The organism is Streptomyces sp. NPDC002306 (assembly GCF_053593435.1).
Genome location: NZ_JBSFCK010000001.1, coordinates 397,797 through 412,316, shown reverse-complemented (window position 1 = coordinate 412,316; position 14,520 = coordinate 397,797). Strand labels below are relative to the sequence as shown.

Sequence of the window (14,520 nt, the reverse complement as noted above, 5' to 3'; positions counted from 1 at the left end):
TGTGGGCGGGCCCGTGGGCGGGCCGGGCGGTCCCCGTGCTGATTCGCCCGGGACCCAGCAGGATGGAAGAGGGACGGACCGTTCCGTGTGCGACAGACCTTTTCCGCAGCTGATGAGGAGGCCGCTCGTGGTGGAGCCGCAGACCGTGATCGCCCCACCGGCCAGGGCCACCGTGTTCCTGGTGGTCACGATCGCTCCGGGGCGCGAGGAGACGGTCCGTGACCTGTTGGAGGACGTCTCGGGCCTGCGCCGCTCGGTCTCCTTCCGCGCCCCCGACGACGAGCTCAGCTGTGTCGTCGGCATCGGATCGGCGGCCTGGGACCGGCTCTTCGACGGGCCGCGCCCCCAAGGACTCCACCCCTTCGCGGAGTTGACCGGTGAACGCCATCGGGCCCCCGCCACCCCGGGCGACCTCCTCTTCCACCTGCGAGCCCGCCGTATGGACCTGTGTTTCGAACTCGCCCGGCTGATCGGGGAGCGGCTGCGCGGCGCGGTCACGGTGGTCGACGAGGTCCATGCCTTCAAGTACTTCGACGAGCGGGACCTGCTCGGCTTCGTCGACGGCAGCGAGAACCCGGAAGGGCGGCGCGCGGTCGACGCGGTGTTCATCGGCGACGAGGACCCCGACTTCACGGGCGGCAGCTATGTGATCGTGCAGAAGTACCTGCACGACCTGACGGCGTGGAACGCCCTGTCGTCGCAGGAGCAGGAGGAGGTCATCGGGCGGACGAAGGCGGCCAACGTCGAACTCCCCGACGACGTCAAGCCCGCCGACTCCCACGTGGCCCTCAACACCATCACCGGTGAGGACGGCGACGAGCGCAAGATCGTGCGCGAGAACATGCCCTTCGGCACCATCGGAGAGGGCGAGTTCGGCACGTACTTCATCGGCTACGCGCGCACACCGGACGTGACCGAACAGATGCTGCGGAACATGTTCCTCGGCGACGGCCGGGGCGCGTACGACCGCATCCTCGACTTCTCGACCGCGATCACCGGATGCCTGTTCCACGTGCCGACCGCCACCTTCCTCGACGATCTCCCCGACCCGCCCGTCGGCGCGGCGAGGACGAGCGGCTCGCTGGGTATCGGCAGCCTCAAAGGAGTCCGGACATGACCACGCCCGACGCCGTCACGAATCTGCATCGCGAACTCGCCCCGATCACTCCCGCGGCGTGGGCCGAGATCGAGGACGAGGCGCGCCGCACCTTCCGCCGCAACCTCGCGGGCCGGCGGGTCGTGGACGTCTCCGGTCCCGAAGGCCCCGGGCTCGCGGCCGTCGGGACCGGCCATCTGACCGGGATCGACGGCCCGGAGGGCGTCCGCGCACGGTTGCGCGAGGCGCGGCCGCTGGTCGAGCTGCGGGTGCCGTTCACGGTGAGCCGGGCCGCCGTCGACGACGTCGACCGGGGCGCCAAGGACTCCGACTGGCAGTCGGTCAAGGACGCCGCGCGCATCATGGCGTTCGCCGAGGACCAAGCCGTCTTCGACGGGTACGCGGCCGCGCGCATCGACGGACTGCGCGGGCGCACCTCCAACCCCGTACTGCGCCTTCCGGCGGAGCCGCGCGACTACCCGGACGCGGTCAGCCGCGCCCTGACGACGCTTCGGCTGGCCGGCGTCCAGGGTCCGTACGCGCTGCTGCTGGGCGCCGAGGCGTACACGGCGGTCAGTGAGACCTCCGACCACGGGTATCCGGTCGTCGCGCACCTGGGCCGGATCCTCGACGGGCCGCCGGTCTGGGCGCCCGCCATCGAAGGCGCCTTTCTGCTCAGCACCCGGGGCGGCGACTACGAACTGCGGCTCGGCGAGGATCTCGCCATCGGTTACACGGCCCACGACGCCACCGACATCGAGCTGTACTTCCGCCAGACGCTGACCTTCCTGGTCTACACGGACGAAGCCGTGGTGGTGCTCGACCCGTCCGCCGCTCCGGGCCCCGGGACGGCTTGACCCCGCGGACGGGACGCCGGATCCTGCCCGGTCCCTGATCTCTGAGCCCCGTCTGCCGCGTGCCGGCGGAGCGACGCGACTATCCTCGTTGCATGGTGCGCGACCAGGGAGCGGAGACGCTGCTCCCCTCTTGCGGAGACATCGGTCCGCGGGAGCCGGCCACGCGTTCGGTCTGTACCGAGGGTGATCGAGGCCCGGGTGCGCACCGAAGGAGGACGGACACATGGCACACCACCACAAGTCCAACCGAGCGGTAGAGGGAAGCAACCCGGACTACGTGCGCGGCAGGGGCATGCCGCTGCGACCCGACCAGGACGAACTCGACCGGCGCACGGAACGTGACCGCAGGGACGTCGACCTGGCCGCCGGGGCCCCGCCGGACCCGCAGACCGTGTACCGGGCGGAGCAGGACGAGATCGACCGTGAGGCGGCCTCGGGCGAGCTTCCGACGGGTGACGTCACCCGCGGGGCCCGGGACCCCTTCCCGCCGACCCGCTACCAGGGCTGAGCCCAGGGCCGAGCAGGGATCACTCCTGTCCCTCGGGAGGCGTCCCGAGGGACACCACCACCGCGGTCACCTTTCCCGCGGGCGTGGCGTAGCGCACCGGGTCGCCGGCCCGGCGGCCGAGCAGCGCGCGCCCGAGCGGGCTGTCGGCCGTGACCAGCGTCTGGTCCGACGCCGACGCCACCTCGCCGATCTCGAAGGTCTCCACCGAGCCGCCCGCGAAGCGCACGGTGACCGTACTGCCCACGCCCACCAGGTCGGTGGGGGGCGGCCCGGCCGCCGCTCCCTGGTCGAGTCGCAGGGTGATGTCCGCGATCCGGGCGTCGAGGCGGTCGAGTTCGTCGGCGCGCCGCAACTCGTCGGCCTGGTCGGCGTGGTCGCCGACCGTGTCGGGGTCCCGCAGGCCGGCCGCGACCGTCGCGCGTTCCGCGCGGACGTCGGCGAGCTCCTGCTCCAGGGCGTGCCGGGCGGCGTCACTGATCGGCGCGGGTTCGCTGGTCATGGCCTGCTCCTCGGGGCGGGACGCGGGGAAGGGTGGAAAAACACCTATTTGCGGGCATCGTAGCCGAGGCGGTGACGCGGTGTAGCGACCCTCCGTGACCGTCGCATGGCGCCATGGGAACCGTCGCCATAGCCTGAGAGGGCTATGGCCGTCAAACCCAGCCCAGGATGGGCAAAAGGGGTGAATGCCTTGAACGCCTCCCATGGAGACCAGGTGAGCTCCCGCGAGGACCAGGCGGGGCTGGAACCCCGGGTAGGGCCTGTTCCCACCGAAGAGCCGCACTTCAAGCCGTACCACCATCCCGCCGCCGGCTGGGGCGCCGCCAAGAGCGTGACCCGTGTCCTGGCGCGGGAGCGCGCCCTCGTGGACGGGCCGCGGGCGATCATGCGGATGAATCACGAGCGGACCGGCTTCGACTGTCCCGGATGCGCCTGGCCGGACGACACCAAGGGCCTGCACCTGGACATCTGCGAGAACGGGATCAAGCACGTCACCTGGGAGATGACCCCCAAACGCGTGGACCGCGCGTTCTTCGCCGACCACACGGTCACGGAACTCTTCGGCTGGAGCGATTTCGACCTGGAGGACCAGGGACGGCTCACCGAGCCCATGGTCTACGACCCCGAGTCGGACCACTACGTCCCGATCGGCTGGCAGGACGCGTTCGAACTGGTCGGCCGGACCCTGCGCGGGCTGGACGACCCGAACCAGGCGTCGTTCTACACCTCGGGCCGGCTCGGCAACGAGGCCACGTTCCTGTACCAGTTGTTCGCCCGCGAATACGGCACGAACAACCTGCCCGACTGCTCCAACATGTGCCACGAGGCCAGCGGCCGCGCCCTCCAGGCGTCCCTGGGCACCGGAAAGGGGACCGTCGACCTCAAGGACTGGGAGGCCACCGACGCGCTCTTCATCATGGGCGTCAACGCGGCCTCCAACGCCCCCCGGATGCTCACCGCGCTCGCCGAGGCGTACCGCCGCGGCGCCCAGATCGTGCACATCAACCCGCTGATCGAGGCGGCCGCCACCTGCACCATCGTGCCGCACGACTTCGTGGACATGGCCCTGTTCAAGACGACCAGGACCAGCACCCTGAACATCCAGCCCCGCATCGGCGGTGACATGGCGCTCCTGCGCGGTGTCGCCAAGGCGGTCCTGGAACAGGCCAAACACGATCCGAAGGCGCTGGACCAGGAGTTCATCGACCGCCACACGGCGTACTTCGACGAGTACCGCGAGGTGTGCGAGGAGACCCCCTGGGAGGAGATCGAGCGGCAGTCCGCCGTCAGCCAGGCCGACATCCTGAAAATGGCGCGCATCTACGGCGACGCCGACCGCAGCATCATCAGCTGGTGCCTCGGCGTCAGCCAGCACGAACACGGCGTCGACACCGTGCGCGAGATCGTCAACCTCCTTCTGCTGCGCGGGAATCTGGGGCGCGAGGGCGCCGGACCCTCGCCGGTGCGCGGGCACAGCAACGTCCAGGGAAACCGGACCTGCGGTATCGACCACCGGCCCACCGAGGCGTTCCTCGCGCGGCTCGCCGAGGTCTGCCGTATCGACCCGCCGCGCGAGCACGGCCTCGACACCGTCGGCACCATCCAGGCGATGCACCGCGGTGACGTGAAGGTGTTCGTCGGCATGGGCGGCAACTTCGCGCTCGCCGCGCCCGACACCCCGTACACCTACGACGCGCTGCGCAACTGCGAACTCACCGTCCAGGTGAGCACCAAGCTCAACCGCAGCCACGTCGTCCACGGCCGCCGGGCGCTCATCCTGCCGTGTCTGGGCCGGACCGAGAAGGACCACCAGCGAGGGGGCATCCAGAGCACCTCGGTCGAGGACTCCATGAGCATGGTCCACCTCTCCATCGGCATGAAGCGCCCCGCCTCGCGGCACCTGCTCTCCGAGCCCGCCGTCATCGCCGGGATCGCCCGCGCCACCCTCCGCGAGAGCGACACCCCGTGGGAGTGGTACGTCGAGGACTACGACCGCATCCGCGACACGATGGCCCAGGCCCTCGACGGCTTCGAGGACTGCAACCGCCGGGTGCGTCTGCCGCTCGGCTTCCGCATCAAGCAGCCCGCCCGCGAACTGGTCTTCCTGACCGGCACGGGGCTCGCCGAGTTCTCCACCGCCCCGCTGCCCGACGTCGTCCCGGCCGCGGGCACCCTGGCATTGCAGACCATGCGCTCCCACGACCAGTGGAACACGACCATCTACTCCGACGACGACCGCTACCGGGGCGTCAAGGGCCTGCGCACGCTGGTGTTCATGAACAAGGACGACATGCGCGAGCGCGGCGTCGGCGAGTTCGACCCCGTCGACATCACCGCCGTCGCCAAGGACGGCAGCCGCCGTCACCTCGACGGCTACCTCGCCATCCCGTACGACATCCCCCGTGGCTGCGCGGCCGGGTACATGCCGGAGATGAACGTGCTGTGCGCGATCGGCGACTACAGCGTCCAGAGCGATCAGCCGCTCATGAAGCACGTCAAGGTCACCATCACCCGCGCGGCGCCCCCAGCGGACGACCAGCACTGACGGCCGGGAGGATCCATGCGGGAGAAGCCGCTGAACAAGATCGGCGAGGAACTGGCGCGGCTGCGCCACGAACTGGCTCCGGAGCACCGCTCGCGGCCCGCCGGGTTCGGCATCGACGGCGGCCTGGTCAACGGCCTGCTCGCCGGTGAGCTCGCGCGGCCGCAGGAGGCGGAGCTGGCCGGGCAGGTGGCACGGCTGCTGCCCTTCCACTACGTGCAGACCAACACCTACGCCTCGATCATGTCGCAGGTCACCGACCATCTCGGCGGCCAGCAGAAGCTGATGGAGTGGATGGACGGCTTCGCGGGGCTGCCACGGCTGACGGCCCGGCTGTACGTGCTCATGGGACTCCTCGACACCTACAGCGAGAATCACGCCGTCGTCACCGCGCTGCGCGAGTTCCGCGAACGGACGCCCTATCCGGCCGGACTCAAGGAGTACCTGCTGCCGGAGACGGACGACGAGACGATCGCCGCGCTCGCCTCCCGCATCGAGCACCTGCTCGGCGACGGGGAGACGTACCGGTCCGTCCGGCTCGCGCTCGCGACGGCGGACTGCGTGCGGCGGATCGCCCCGCAGGCCGCGCGGCTGGACCCCGGTGCCGACGACCTGGGCGAGCTCATGGACCACTGCCACCAGGACATCGAGGAGGCCTTCGAGACGACCCCGGCCTGACACGCGCCGCGCCCGGCTCCCACCGGAACCTCGGCCCCCGCGCCGCCGGCGTTGGCCCATGCGGGCTAGGCGCGGGCGGCGTCCGGCTCACCTTGCCCGGACGCGTCGGCCGATGACGTGCCGGGCCCGGTGAAACCGTTAGCGTCCCGACGCATGACTACCTGGCTGCCGGTCTCCGCCATTCCACGGCTCGCCTGCGCGGTGATCGTCGGCGCCGCGGTCGGGGCCGCCGTCGGCGTCCCTGTCGACGCGGAGCTGGGCATTCTGGCGGGCATCGCCGCGACGGAGGCCTTCTTCGTGGTCGCGGGCTGGATCGTGCTGTGGCCCATGGACGCCGAGGCCACCCGCCGCCACGCCCGCCGGGAGGACCTGCGGCCCGTCGCCGAGGAACTCGTGGTGATCGCGGTCGCGGTGTGCGGACTGGTCGGCATCGTCGTGCTGCTGCTCGGCAACTCCGACTCCGCTCACGCCGTGACGGCGCTCGCCGGGGTGTTCGCGGCCTGGGCGGCGCTGCACCTGATGTACGCCACCCGCTACGCGTACCTCTACTACCCGCGTTCGGTCGGCGGGATCGACTTCAACTCCCAGCAGCCACCGGCGTACCGGGACTTCCTCTACTTCAGCTACAACCTGGGGATGACCTACCAGGTCTCGGACACCGACGTCTCCGGTACGGCGATCCGCGCCATGGTGCTGCGGCACTGCCTGCTGTCCTACGTCTTCGGCACCAGCATCCTCGCCAGCGCCATCAACCTCTTCGTCGGGATCCTCACCGGCTGAGCCCCGCCCGCGGAAGGACCACCTGCCGCTGACGGTTTCGTACGAGACGGTCATGCCCTCTTCCCCTCCGCGGCTCCCGCCGCCTCGACGGACCGGACGTGACGCGCCTTTCGCGGTTCTCAGCGGACGCGGGCCGCCGCGGCGCGGGCCAGGGCCAGGGTGCGGGAGCGGGCGGGGGCCGTGGGGCCGGCCGCCTCGCTGAGGATCACCAGGGTCCTTCCCACGACCACGAGCACCAGGGTCTCCTGCACGGTGAACGTCTCACTGGTCGCGGTGATCGTGGCATGCCACGAGGCGTCGCCGATCCCCGCCGAGCCGTGCGCCGCCACACGTTCCGTGCCGGTCATGCCGTCGCTCCAGCCGATGCTGAACGCGCCGCACCCGGACAGCACGTGCGCCGCGTGCTCCAGTTCCTCGCGTGCTGCGCCGCCCGGCAGCCGGCGCAGCACCTCCTGGAGGAACGGACCGCTCTGGCTCTGGGCGAAGGTGACCCTGGCCTCGACGACGCCCGCGCGGGTGCTGCCGTAGGACTCCAGGGCGTTGAGCATGTTGAGGCAGTCGACGTGGTCGGAGCGGGTGGGGGGATCGTTCCGTAGCACCGTCTTCACGTAGCCCGGCGGCAGTTGAGCGGTGGTCAGAAGGGCCGTCGACAGGGGAGGGGGCGGGGAGGGCTTGGGGGTCGCGGTCCTGGTCGGCGGACGGCCCGAGCCGCCTGGTCCGCCCGAACCGCCTGATCCGCCGGACCCGCCTGACCCGGTGGAACCGCCGGAGCCGCCCGAGCCGCCGGTTCCGGAAGTTCCGCCGGGGCCTCCCGGTCCGCCAGTGCCCGCGGTGCCGCTCGTCCCGCCGGAACCGTGCGACGCGCCGGAGGTCGGGGAGGAGCCGGACGGCGATGCCTTCGGTGTCCCGGAGGGAGAACCCGGAGCGGCGGGGGAGCCGCCTGTGGCGGGTGACGCGGACGCGGGGGGTGCGGTCGGTACGACGGTGCCCGCTCCGCCGGGAGTGCCGCACGCGGTCAGGACCGTGGCCAGCACCGTCATCACGAGCGGCGCGACGGCGGCGTGACGGCGTCGGCCGGCGGGGAACGCCGAAGCGAGTGTCTGGTTCACGCTTGCCTCCTGGGAAGGCCGGGCGGGTCGGGAGGGCAGGTCGGGTGGGGTCGCCGTACGCGCCGCGGGTCAGCGGTGGTACCGGAAGTAGAGGTCGCAGCGGAGGAGTGAGGCGATCACCGCCTGGTTGTCCACGGGTCCCGACGGGTCGCGCAGCAGGACGGTGGCGGCGGCCCGCAGCACGGTGTCGTCGACACCGCCGAGCAGGTCGGCGGTGCCGCGTCGGCTCCGCGGGTCGGTCCAGACGGCGGTTCCCCCCAGGGTCAGCGCCCGGCACACCAGGGCGGGGTCCGAGCGGAATCGGTCCGTCTGCTCCTGCTGGGGCGGGAGGACGGGGAGTTCGTCCAGGGGCACGGTCCTGTCACCGGAGTCTTCCGGTGAGCCGGCGGGAGCGGTGGGGTTCGACGAGGCACCGGTGCCCGGCGCGACCGTCGAGGGCGTGGACCCCGGCGTGCTCCGCAGCCCGGCGGACTGTGCCGTCGGGCTCTGGGTGAAACGGCCGCCGACCGCAGCCCAGCCGGCCCCCGCCGTGACGAGCACGCCCGAGAGCGCGAGCGCGAGCACCGGGACGGGGCGCATCCGGCCCGCGGTGACGGCTCCTTCGCGGCGAGGCCCGGGAGCCTCGGCGGCCCGCGTCCGGCGCCCGACGTACCGGACCGGCCGGACGAACGGGACCAGCGCGCCGACGACGCTCACCGCGAGGCCCGTCACCCACCAGGGCGAGTCGACCACGCTCCAGCGGATGTCCGGCACGGCACGGGCCGCGGTCAGCCGGGCGAACAGGAACCAACTGCCCAGCGGTACGGCGATCAGGAGCCCGGACAGCAGGACGACCGCCGTACACAGGGGGGCCGAGCGCGGCCCGCTCACCGTGGCTCGTGCCGCGCGCGCGAGGCTCGTGGTCCACACGGCGAAGAGCGAGCCCCCGATCACCAGGGCCGCGGCCAGGGCCAGCACCTGTGTTCGGGGAACGTCGGCCAGGGAGAGCGCCGTGGCCAGTCCGTCCGCGGTCCCGGTGTCGCGCACCCAGTCACCGGCCGCCCGCCCGGACAGCTGGCTCCCGGCGAACAGGCCGAGGCCCAGCGAGGCCCCGGCCCGTGCCGGGCGCAGGCCGGCCCCGTCCCGGTGCCCCACCGCGACGGCCCGCCACCACGCCACGGTCACCACGCCGGCGATCATCCAGCCGGTCAGCAGCCCTGTCACCGTGTACGCGAGCTGGGTCCACGTCGGCATCAGCGCGGCCACCAGCAGGGCGAGGTCGGTGAAGAGCAGGCCCGCGGCCAGTCCGGTGGCCAGGCACTCGAAGGACGAGACGCCCCAGGACCGCGCGGGGTCGGCGAGCACGTCCAGGCGGGCCGCGGAGGTGGGATGACTGGCCAGACCCACGGCCCGCAGGAGCCGTCGGCGCGGGCTCGGCGGGCGGTCGGAGCCGATGTGGTCGGCGGCGGCGCCCCGGGGTGCGCGCGCGTCGGCGTCCGCGCCGAGATCGGCGTCGTGCTCCCGCACCCGCAGCACCGCGCACAGGGTGAGCCGTACGGCCAGCAGGACGACCGCCATCCGCACCAGCAGCCCGGTGCCGAGCAGCGCGGGCTCGAGCAGCAGCGCGCCCCCGACCGGGAGGACGACGGCCGTGAGCAGGATCCACCAGGCGGCGTCGGCCAGCCGTACCCGGCCCACGTCCCGCAGGCGCAGATGGGTCAGCTCGTGGCGGAACATCGCCTCCACCTGCCGGTCGGGGAGGTTGAAGACGTTGGAGTCGGCCACGATCCGCGGCCTGCGCCCCGTGCCCGAGGCGCGCGCCTGGACACCTACGCGCCGCCCGCGCACCCACAGCGCCGGCCGGGGCTCGTCCGAGCCGTCGAGGACGGCCGTGAGCCGGTCGGTGAGGGAGGAGTCGTCGGGCCTCGCCCGCCACCACCACAGCTCCAGCCGGAGTCGGGCGGCCCGGTGGACCAGGGCGAGGGCCGACAGCGCGAGCGGCCCGCACAGCACCACGGCCGCTTGGGCCAGCCGGACGTCGGAGACGCAGCCGGTGAACCCGTCGAGCACCGCGTCGGGGGACGCCCCGGCGGCGGGCAGACAGGCGAGTTGGGCGGCCGGCCAGTTGTCCTGTCCGAGGACCAGCCACCACCAGGTGCCGAACGAGGCTCCGGCGCCCGCGACGAGGACCAGCAGCGCCAGCCGGGTGGTGGTCGGCAGGGGCAGTGGGCTGGACACGAGCGCGCGGGCGACGGTTCGGGGGTCGGTGGTGGAAGGTGTGGCGTCCGGCGTGGCGCCCGGCGCGTCGGTCATGACGAGGGCGGGCTCGCGGGTGCCTGGGCGTCGCCCGGCCCGTCGGGGGAGTCCGGCGCGGTCCCGGCGGCCGGGGCCTCGGCCGTCGGTATCACGGCCATGACGATGACGTGGGCACATGTCTCGGCCTCGGTGTGAGACAGGCCCGCGACCCGGCTCTGGGCCAGCGCCCAGTCCGTGAGTTCCCGCCGGGTCACGCCGGAGAGTTCGGGCACCGAGCGGTCCAGCGCCTCGCGCCGCTCGTCGGCCGCGGCACGGCGTGAGCGCCGCTGGCGCCAGCGCCGGGCCAGTCGGCTGCCGTCCGCCCGGATCCGCCCCGAGGCGAGGTCCGCGAGGACCTGCGCGACCACCGTGACGAGGACCGGCAGCAGGACGGTCGTCTCGATGCCGACGCCGAGCGGGTCGGTGGCGGGCCGGTGCAGCGGCTGCGGCGGGTACGGGCGGGCGGCGTAGGCCCGGCAGGTCTCGTCGACCTTGTCCAGTTCGGCCGGGGCCAGGCGACGGGTCACGTCGCGCAGGACGTCCTGGCCCGTGCGATGGTGCATGAGTTCCTCCCCTGGAGACGGAGGGGACAGGGCACATGCGCGCCCTGTCCCATGACGCGTGACTCATGACGGACGGCCCGGGATGCGTGGCCGGGGTGCCCGGCGGCCGGTGCCTCGGGCCGGGCGGGCCCGGCGCCGAGGTGCTGGACGGCCCCGGGCGCGGAGGTCAGCCCCGTCGGCTGCCGCGCGGGCGCCGGGCCACCGCGAGCGCGATGCCGGCCGCGCACACGAACGAGGCCACGGCGGCGACGGCGGTCAGGCCGGGAGTTCCGGTGTCGGCGAGTTGGTCGCCCTGCGTGCCGCCGGACATCGGCGAGGGGACGGGCGCGGCGGAAAGCGTCGGCGCGGCGGACGTGGTGGAGGCGGACGGTGTGGGGGAGCCGGACGCGCTGCCGCTCGGCGTCGCCGTCCCGCTCGCGGGCACGGTCTGGGTGGCGCTCGCCGACGTGGTGGGCGAGGCCTCGGCGACGACGGAGTAGGAGGCCTTGCCGTCCATCAGGAGCACCGGGTCGATGCCCGGGAACGGCTGGATGAGTCCCTGGGTGACGAACTGAAGGGTGGTCGCGGCCGGTACCGCGGCGGCCAGCGAGACGCGCAGGGCGATCCGGGCGGTGCCGCCCGCCGGGAGCGAGCCCACGGACGGCAGGCCGGCGTCCGTGCTGAGGTATCCGGTCAACGCGGTCTCGCTCGGGGCCAGTTCCACCGCGCGCCAGACGGACGCGGCCGAGTCGAACCATTCCACGGTGACCTGTTCGGGCGTCAGCGCCGCGGCGGGCGGGGCCAGTCGCAGGCCGACGGCGACGATGAAGCTGTCCGCGATGTCGGTGTCCAGCGTGTTGTGGAACAGCGCGTCGACGCTCAGCGGGGCGCCGCCGGGCACCACCCGACCCGAGGCGGGGGACAGTTCGGCGTACGGTGCGGCCGGGTCGGCGGCGCCGGCCGGTGCCGCCGACAGGATCAGCGAGAGGACAAGAACGGCACAGCCCAGCAGGGCGGCGAGAAACGGTCTACGGCGCACGGCAATCAGCTCCCCCACACGCGCGCCCCCAGCGCGCTTCTTGGCGTGATATCAGTAAGTTTAAAGGATAAAGTGCTCAGAACGGGAGGGGTGTTTTATTACAGGGATAAGGGATGAAAGTGAATAACCGTGACGCGTGCGACTCATGAGAATGAGAACGACGGACGCGACGGGGAAATCCCTTGCCGCGCCAGCCCTTTTCGGCCGGAGTCGCGCGGCCCGAACCGCGGGGCGGACCTGGGCCGGCGGACCTGCTTGTTGAGGGCGAAGTCGAAGTCGCCCACGAGGTGGGGGATCTGCGGAAGGTCGATCTCCAAGCCCGCTGACGGGCCCCGCGCCCCGCGCCCCGCGCATCTCGCGTACGGGTGACTTTCACATCGACGCCACCCGACCCTTCCTTGTCGTTCGATGCCCTTGGAACACTCCTTGCGCGCATCCGTCACGCACCGGCAACTGGCGCACCACGACGAGAGAGGTCGCTCACCCATGTCCGAGGTCAACCGGCGCCGCTTCCTCCAACTCGCGGGAGCCACCACGGCGTTCGCGGCCCTGTCGAGCAGCATCGAGCGTGCCGCCGCGCTCCCGGCCAACCACCGCACGGGGTCCATCCAGGACGTCGAGCACATCGTGGTGCTGATGCAGGAGAACCGCTCCTTCGACCACTACTTCGGTTCGCTGCGCGGCGTCCGCGGCTTCGGCGACCCGCACCCGGCCTCGCCCACGCCCGGCCGCACGGTCTGGCGCCAGTCCGACGGCACGAAGGACGTGCTGCCCTTCCATCCTGATGCCGACGACCTGGGCATGGCGTTCCTCCAGGACCTCCCGCACGGCTGGAACGACGGACACGCGGCCTTCGCCGGGGGCAGGTACGACAAGTGGGTGCCGTCCAAGTCGGCGACCACGATGGCCTACCTGACCCGTGACGACATCCCGTTCCACTACGCGCTCGCCGACGCCTTCACCATCTGCGACGCCTACCACTGCTCCTTCATCGGCTCCACCGACCCCAACCGCTACTACATGTGGACCGGTTACACCGGCAACGACGGCCAGGGCGGCGGGCCGGTCCTCGGCAACGACGAGGCCGGCTACGGCTGGACGACCTACCCCGAACGTCTGGAGAAGGCGGGCGTCTCCTGGAAGATCTACCAGGACGTCGGCGACGGTCTCGACGCCGCCGGCAGCTGGGGCTGGATCCCCGACGCCTACCGCGGCAACTACGGCGACAACTCGCTCCTCTACTTCAACCAGTACCGCGACGCCAAGCCCGGCGACCCCCTCTACGACAAGGCCCGCACCGGTACCGACGCCCGCAAGGGCGAGGGCTTCTTCGACCAGCTCAGGGCCGACGTCACGGGCGGAAAGCTGCCGCAGGTCTCCTGGATCGCCGCCCCCGAGGCGTTCACCGAGCACCCCAACTGGCCCGCCAACTACGGCGCCTGGTACGTCGCCCAGGTCCTGGACGCGCTCACCGCCGACCCGGCGGTCTGGGCGAAGACGGCCCTGTTCATCACCTACGACGAGAACGACGGCTTCTTCGACCACCTGGTACCGCCGTTCCCGCCGGCCTCCGCCGCGCAGGGCAAGTCCACCGTCGACGTCGGCCCGGACGTGTTCAAGGGTGACAGCGGCCATGTCGCGGGCCCGTACGGCCTCGGTCAGCGGGTGCCGATGCTCGTCGTCTCCCCCTGGAGCAAGGGCGGTTACGCCTGCTCCGAGACCTTCGACCACACCTCGATCATCCGGTTCGTGGAGCGCCGCTTCGGCGTGCGCGAGCCGAACATCTCGCCCTGGCGCCGCACCGTCTGCGGCGACCTCACCTCGGCGTTCGACTTCTCCCGCAAGGACACCAGGCCGGTCGTCCTGCCGGACACCGACGGCTACCGGCCCCCGGACGGCGACCGGCACCCCGACTACGTGCCCACCCCGCCCGCCCACCCCGCCCTGCCCGGACAGGAGCCCGGCGGGCGGCCCACCCGGGCGCTCGCCCACGTCCCGACGGTGGACGGCGCCGCGGACACGGCGGCCGGTAGGTTCACGCTCACCTTCGCCTCCGGCGCCCGGGCCGGCGCGGCCTTCCTCGTCACCTCCGGCAACCGCGCGGACGGGCCCTGGAGCTACACCACCGAGGCCGGCAAGACCGTCTCCGACACCTGGAACAGCGCGTACTCGGCCGGCGCGTACGACCTGACGGTGCACGGCCCGAACGGCTTCCTGCGCACCTTCAAGGGTCCCGGCAAGGGTGCGGCCGGCCCCGAGGTCACCGCCCGGCACCACGGCGACGACATCGAACTGATCGTCACCAACAAGGGTTCCGTCACGGTGGAGTTGAAGGTGACCAGCGGGTACGGCGGCAGGGCGCGGAGTCTGAAGGTGCGGCCCGGCGCCACCGTCCGGCACACCGTCGACCTCTCGGCGAGCAAGCGCTGGTACGACCTGACCGTCACGTCCGGCGCCGACGCGACCTTCCTGCGCCGGTTTGCCGGACATGTCGAGAACGGTTGTCCCGGCGTCAGTGACCCCGCCATCGTCACCCGATGACCCGCTGTAAAAGGCCGGTGAACAGCGCGTCCTGGGGACTGGTCAGGTCCCCGGAC

The 14,520-nt window shown here is 72.3% G+C and carries 12 protein-coding genes; 7 read left to right on the top strand and 5 right to left on the bottom strand.

Annotated features, from left to right (window positions below; translation table 11 throughout):
• The first annotated feature begins 127 nt into the window (after nucleotides 1-127).
• From ACWCQK_RS01800 to ACWCQK_RS01790, 3 genes are all read left to right on the top strand, one after another.
• Nucleotides 128-1,117, top strand: coding sequence for a Dyp-type peroxidase (locus ACWCQK_RS01800; protein ID WP_451150746.1), 990 nt, complete (start codon nucleotides 128-130; stop codon nucleotides 1,115-1,117).
• Nucleotides 1,114-1,953: a family 1 encapsulin nanocompartment shell protein gene (locus tag ACWCQK_RS01795; RefSeq protein ID WP_451150744.1), complete on the top strand. Its 840-nt coding sequence runs from the start codon at nucleotides 1,114-1,116 to the stop codon at nucleotides 1,951-1,953. Before ACWCQK_RS01800 ends, ACWCQK_RS01795 begins: the two co-directional genes overlap by 4 nt.
• A 223-nt stretch (nucleotides 1,954-2,176) precedes the next feature.
• Entirely contained in the window at nucleotides 2,177-2,461 is a 285-nt protein-coding gene (locus tag ACWCQK_RS01790) for a hypothetical protein (protein WP_451150742.1), read from the top strand.
• Between the two features lie 19 nt (nucleotides 2,462-2,480).
• Here the strand turns inward: ACWCQK_RS01790 and ACWCQK_RS01785 are convergent, their stop codons facing one another.
• Entirely contained in the window at nucleotides 2,481-2,960 is a 480-nt protein-coding gene (locus ACWCQK_RS01785) for a GreA/GreB family elongation factor (protein WP_451150740.1), read from the bottom strand.
• Nucleotides 2,961-3,104: 144 nt separating this feature from the next.
• Between ACWCQK_RS01785 and ACWCQK_RS01780 the strand changes: the two genes are divergently transcribed.
• The 3 genes from ACWCQK_RS01780 to ACWCQK_RS01770 all read left to right on the top strand — a co-directional run bounded on the left by ACWCQK_RS01780 (nucleotide 3,105) and on the right by ACWCQK_RS01770 (nucleotide 6,959).
• Nucleotides 3,105-5,504, top strand: a complete 2,400-nt coding sequence (locus ACWCQK_RS01780; protein ID WP_451150738.1) for an FdhF/YdeP family oxidoreductase — start codon at nucleotides 3,105-3,107, stop codon at nucleotides 5,502-5,504.
• A 15-nt stretch (nucleotides 5,505-5,519) separates the two neighbouring features.
• Nucleotides 5,520-6,179, top strand: coding sequence for a hypothetical protein (locus ACWCQK_RS01775; protein ID WP_451150736.1), 660 nt, complete (start codon nucleotides 5,520-5,522; stop codon nucleotides 6,177-6,179).
• A 153-nt stretch (nucleotides 6,180-6,332) separates the two neighbouring features.
• Nucleotides 6,333-6,959, top strand: a complete 627-nt coding sequence (locus ACWCQK_RS01770; RefSeq protein WP_451150734.1) for a DUF1345 domain-containing protein — start codon at nucleotides 6,333-6,335, stop codon at nucleotides 6,957-6,959.
• Between the two features lie 119 nt (nucleotides 6,960-7,078).
• Here ACWCQK_RS01770 and ACWCQK_RS01765 read toward each other — a convergent pair whose 3' ends face one another.
• The 4 genes from ACWCQK_RS01765 to ACWCQK_RS01750 form a co-directional block, all read right to left on the bottom strand.
• Nucleotides 7,079-8,068: a hypothetical protein gene (locus ACWCQK_RS01765; protein WP_451150732.1), complete on the bottom strand. Its 990-nt coding sequence runs from the start codon at nucleotides 8,066-8,068 to the stop codon at nucleotides 7,079-7,081.
• A 69-nt stretch (nucleotides 8,069-8,137) separates the two neighbouring features.
• Nucleotides 8,138-10,360, bottom strand: coding sequence for a M48 family metalloprotease (locus ACWCQK_RS01760; RefSeq protein WP_451150730.1), 2,223 nt, complete (start codon nucleotides 10,358-10,360; stop codon nucleotides 8,138-8,140).
• A complete protein-coding gene (locus tag ACWCQK_RS01755) occupies nucleotides 10,357-10,905 on the bottom strand; it encodes a hypothetical protein (protein WP_451150728.1) in 549 nt (182 codons plus the stop codon). Before ACWCQK_RS01755 ends, ACWCQK_RS01760 begins: the two co-directional genes overlap by 4 nt.
• 166 nt (nucleotides 10,906-11,071) lie before the next feature.
• Nucleotides 11,072-11,923, bottom strand: a complete 852-nt coding sequence (locus tag ACWCQK_RS01750) for a hypothetical protein (protein WP_451150726.1) — start codon at nucleotides 11,921-11,923, stop codon at nucleotides 11,072-11,074.
• Nucleotides 11,924-12,409: 486 nt separating this feature from the next.
• Between ACWCQK_RS01750 and ACWCQK_RS01745 the strand changes: the two genes are divergently transcribed.
• Nucleotides 12,410-14,464, top strand: a complete 2,055-nt coding sequence (locus tag ACWCQK_RS01745; RefSeq protein ID WP_451150724.1) for a phosphocholine-specific phospholipase C — start codon at nucleotides 12,410-12,412, stop codon at nucleotides 14,462-14,464.
• The last annotated feature ends 56 nt before the right edge of the window (nucleotides 14,465-14,520 follow it).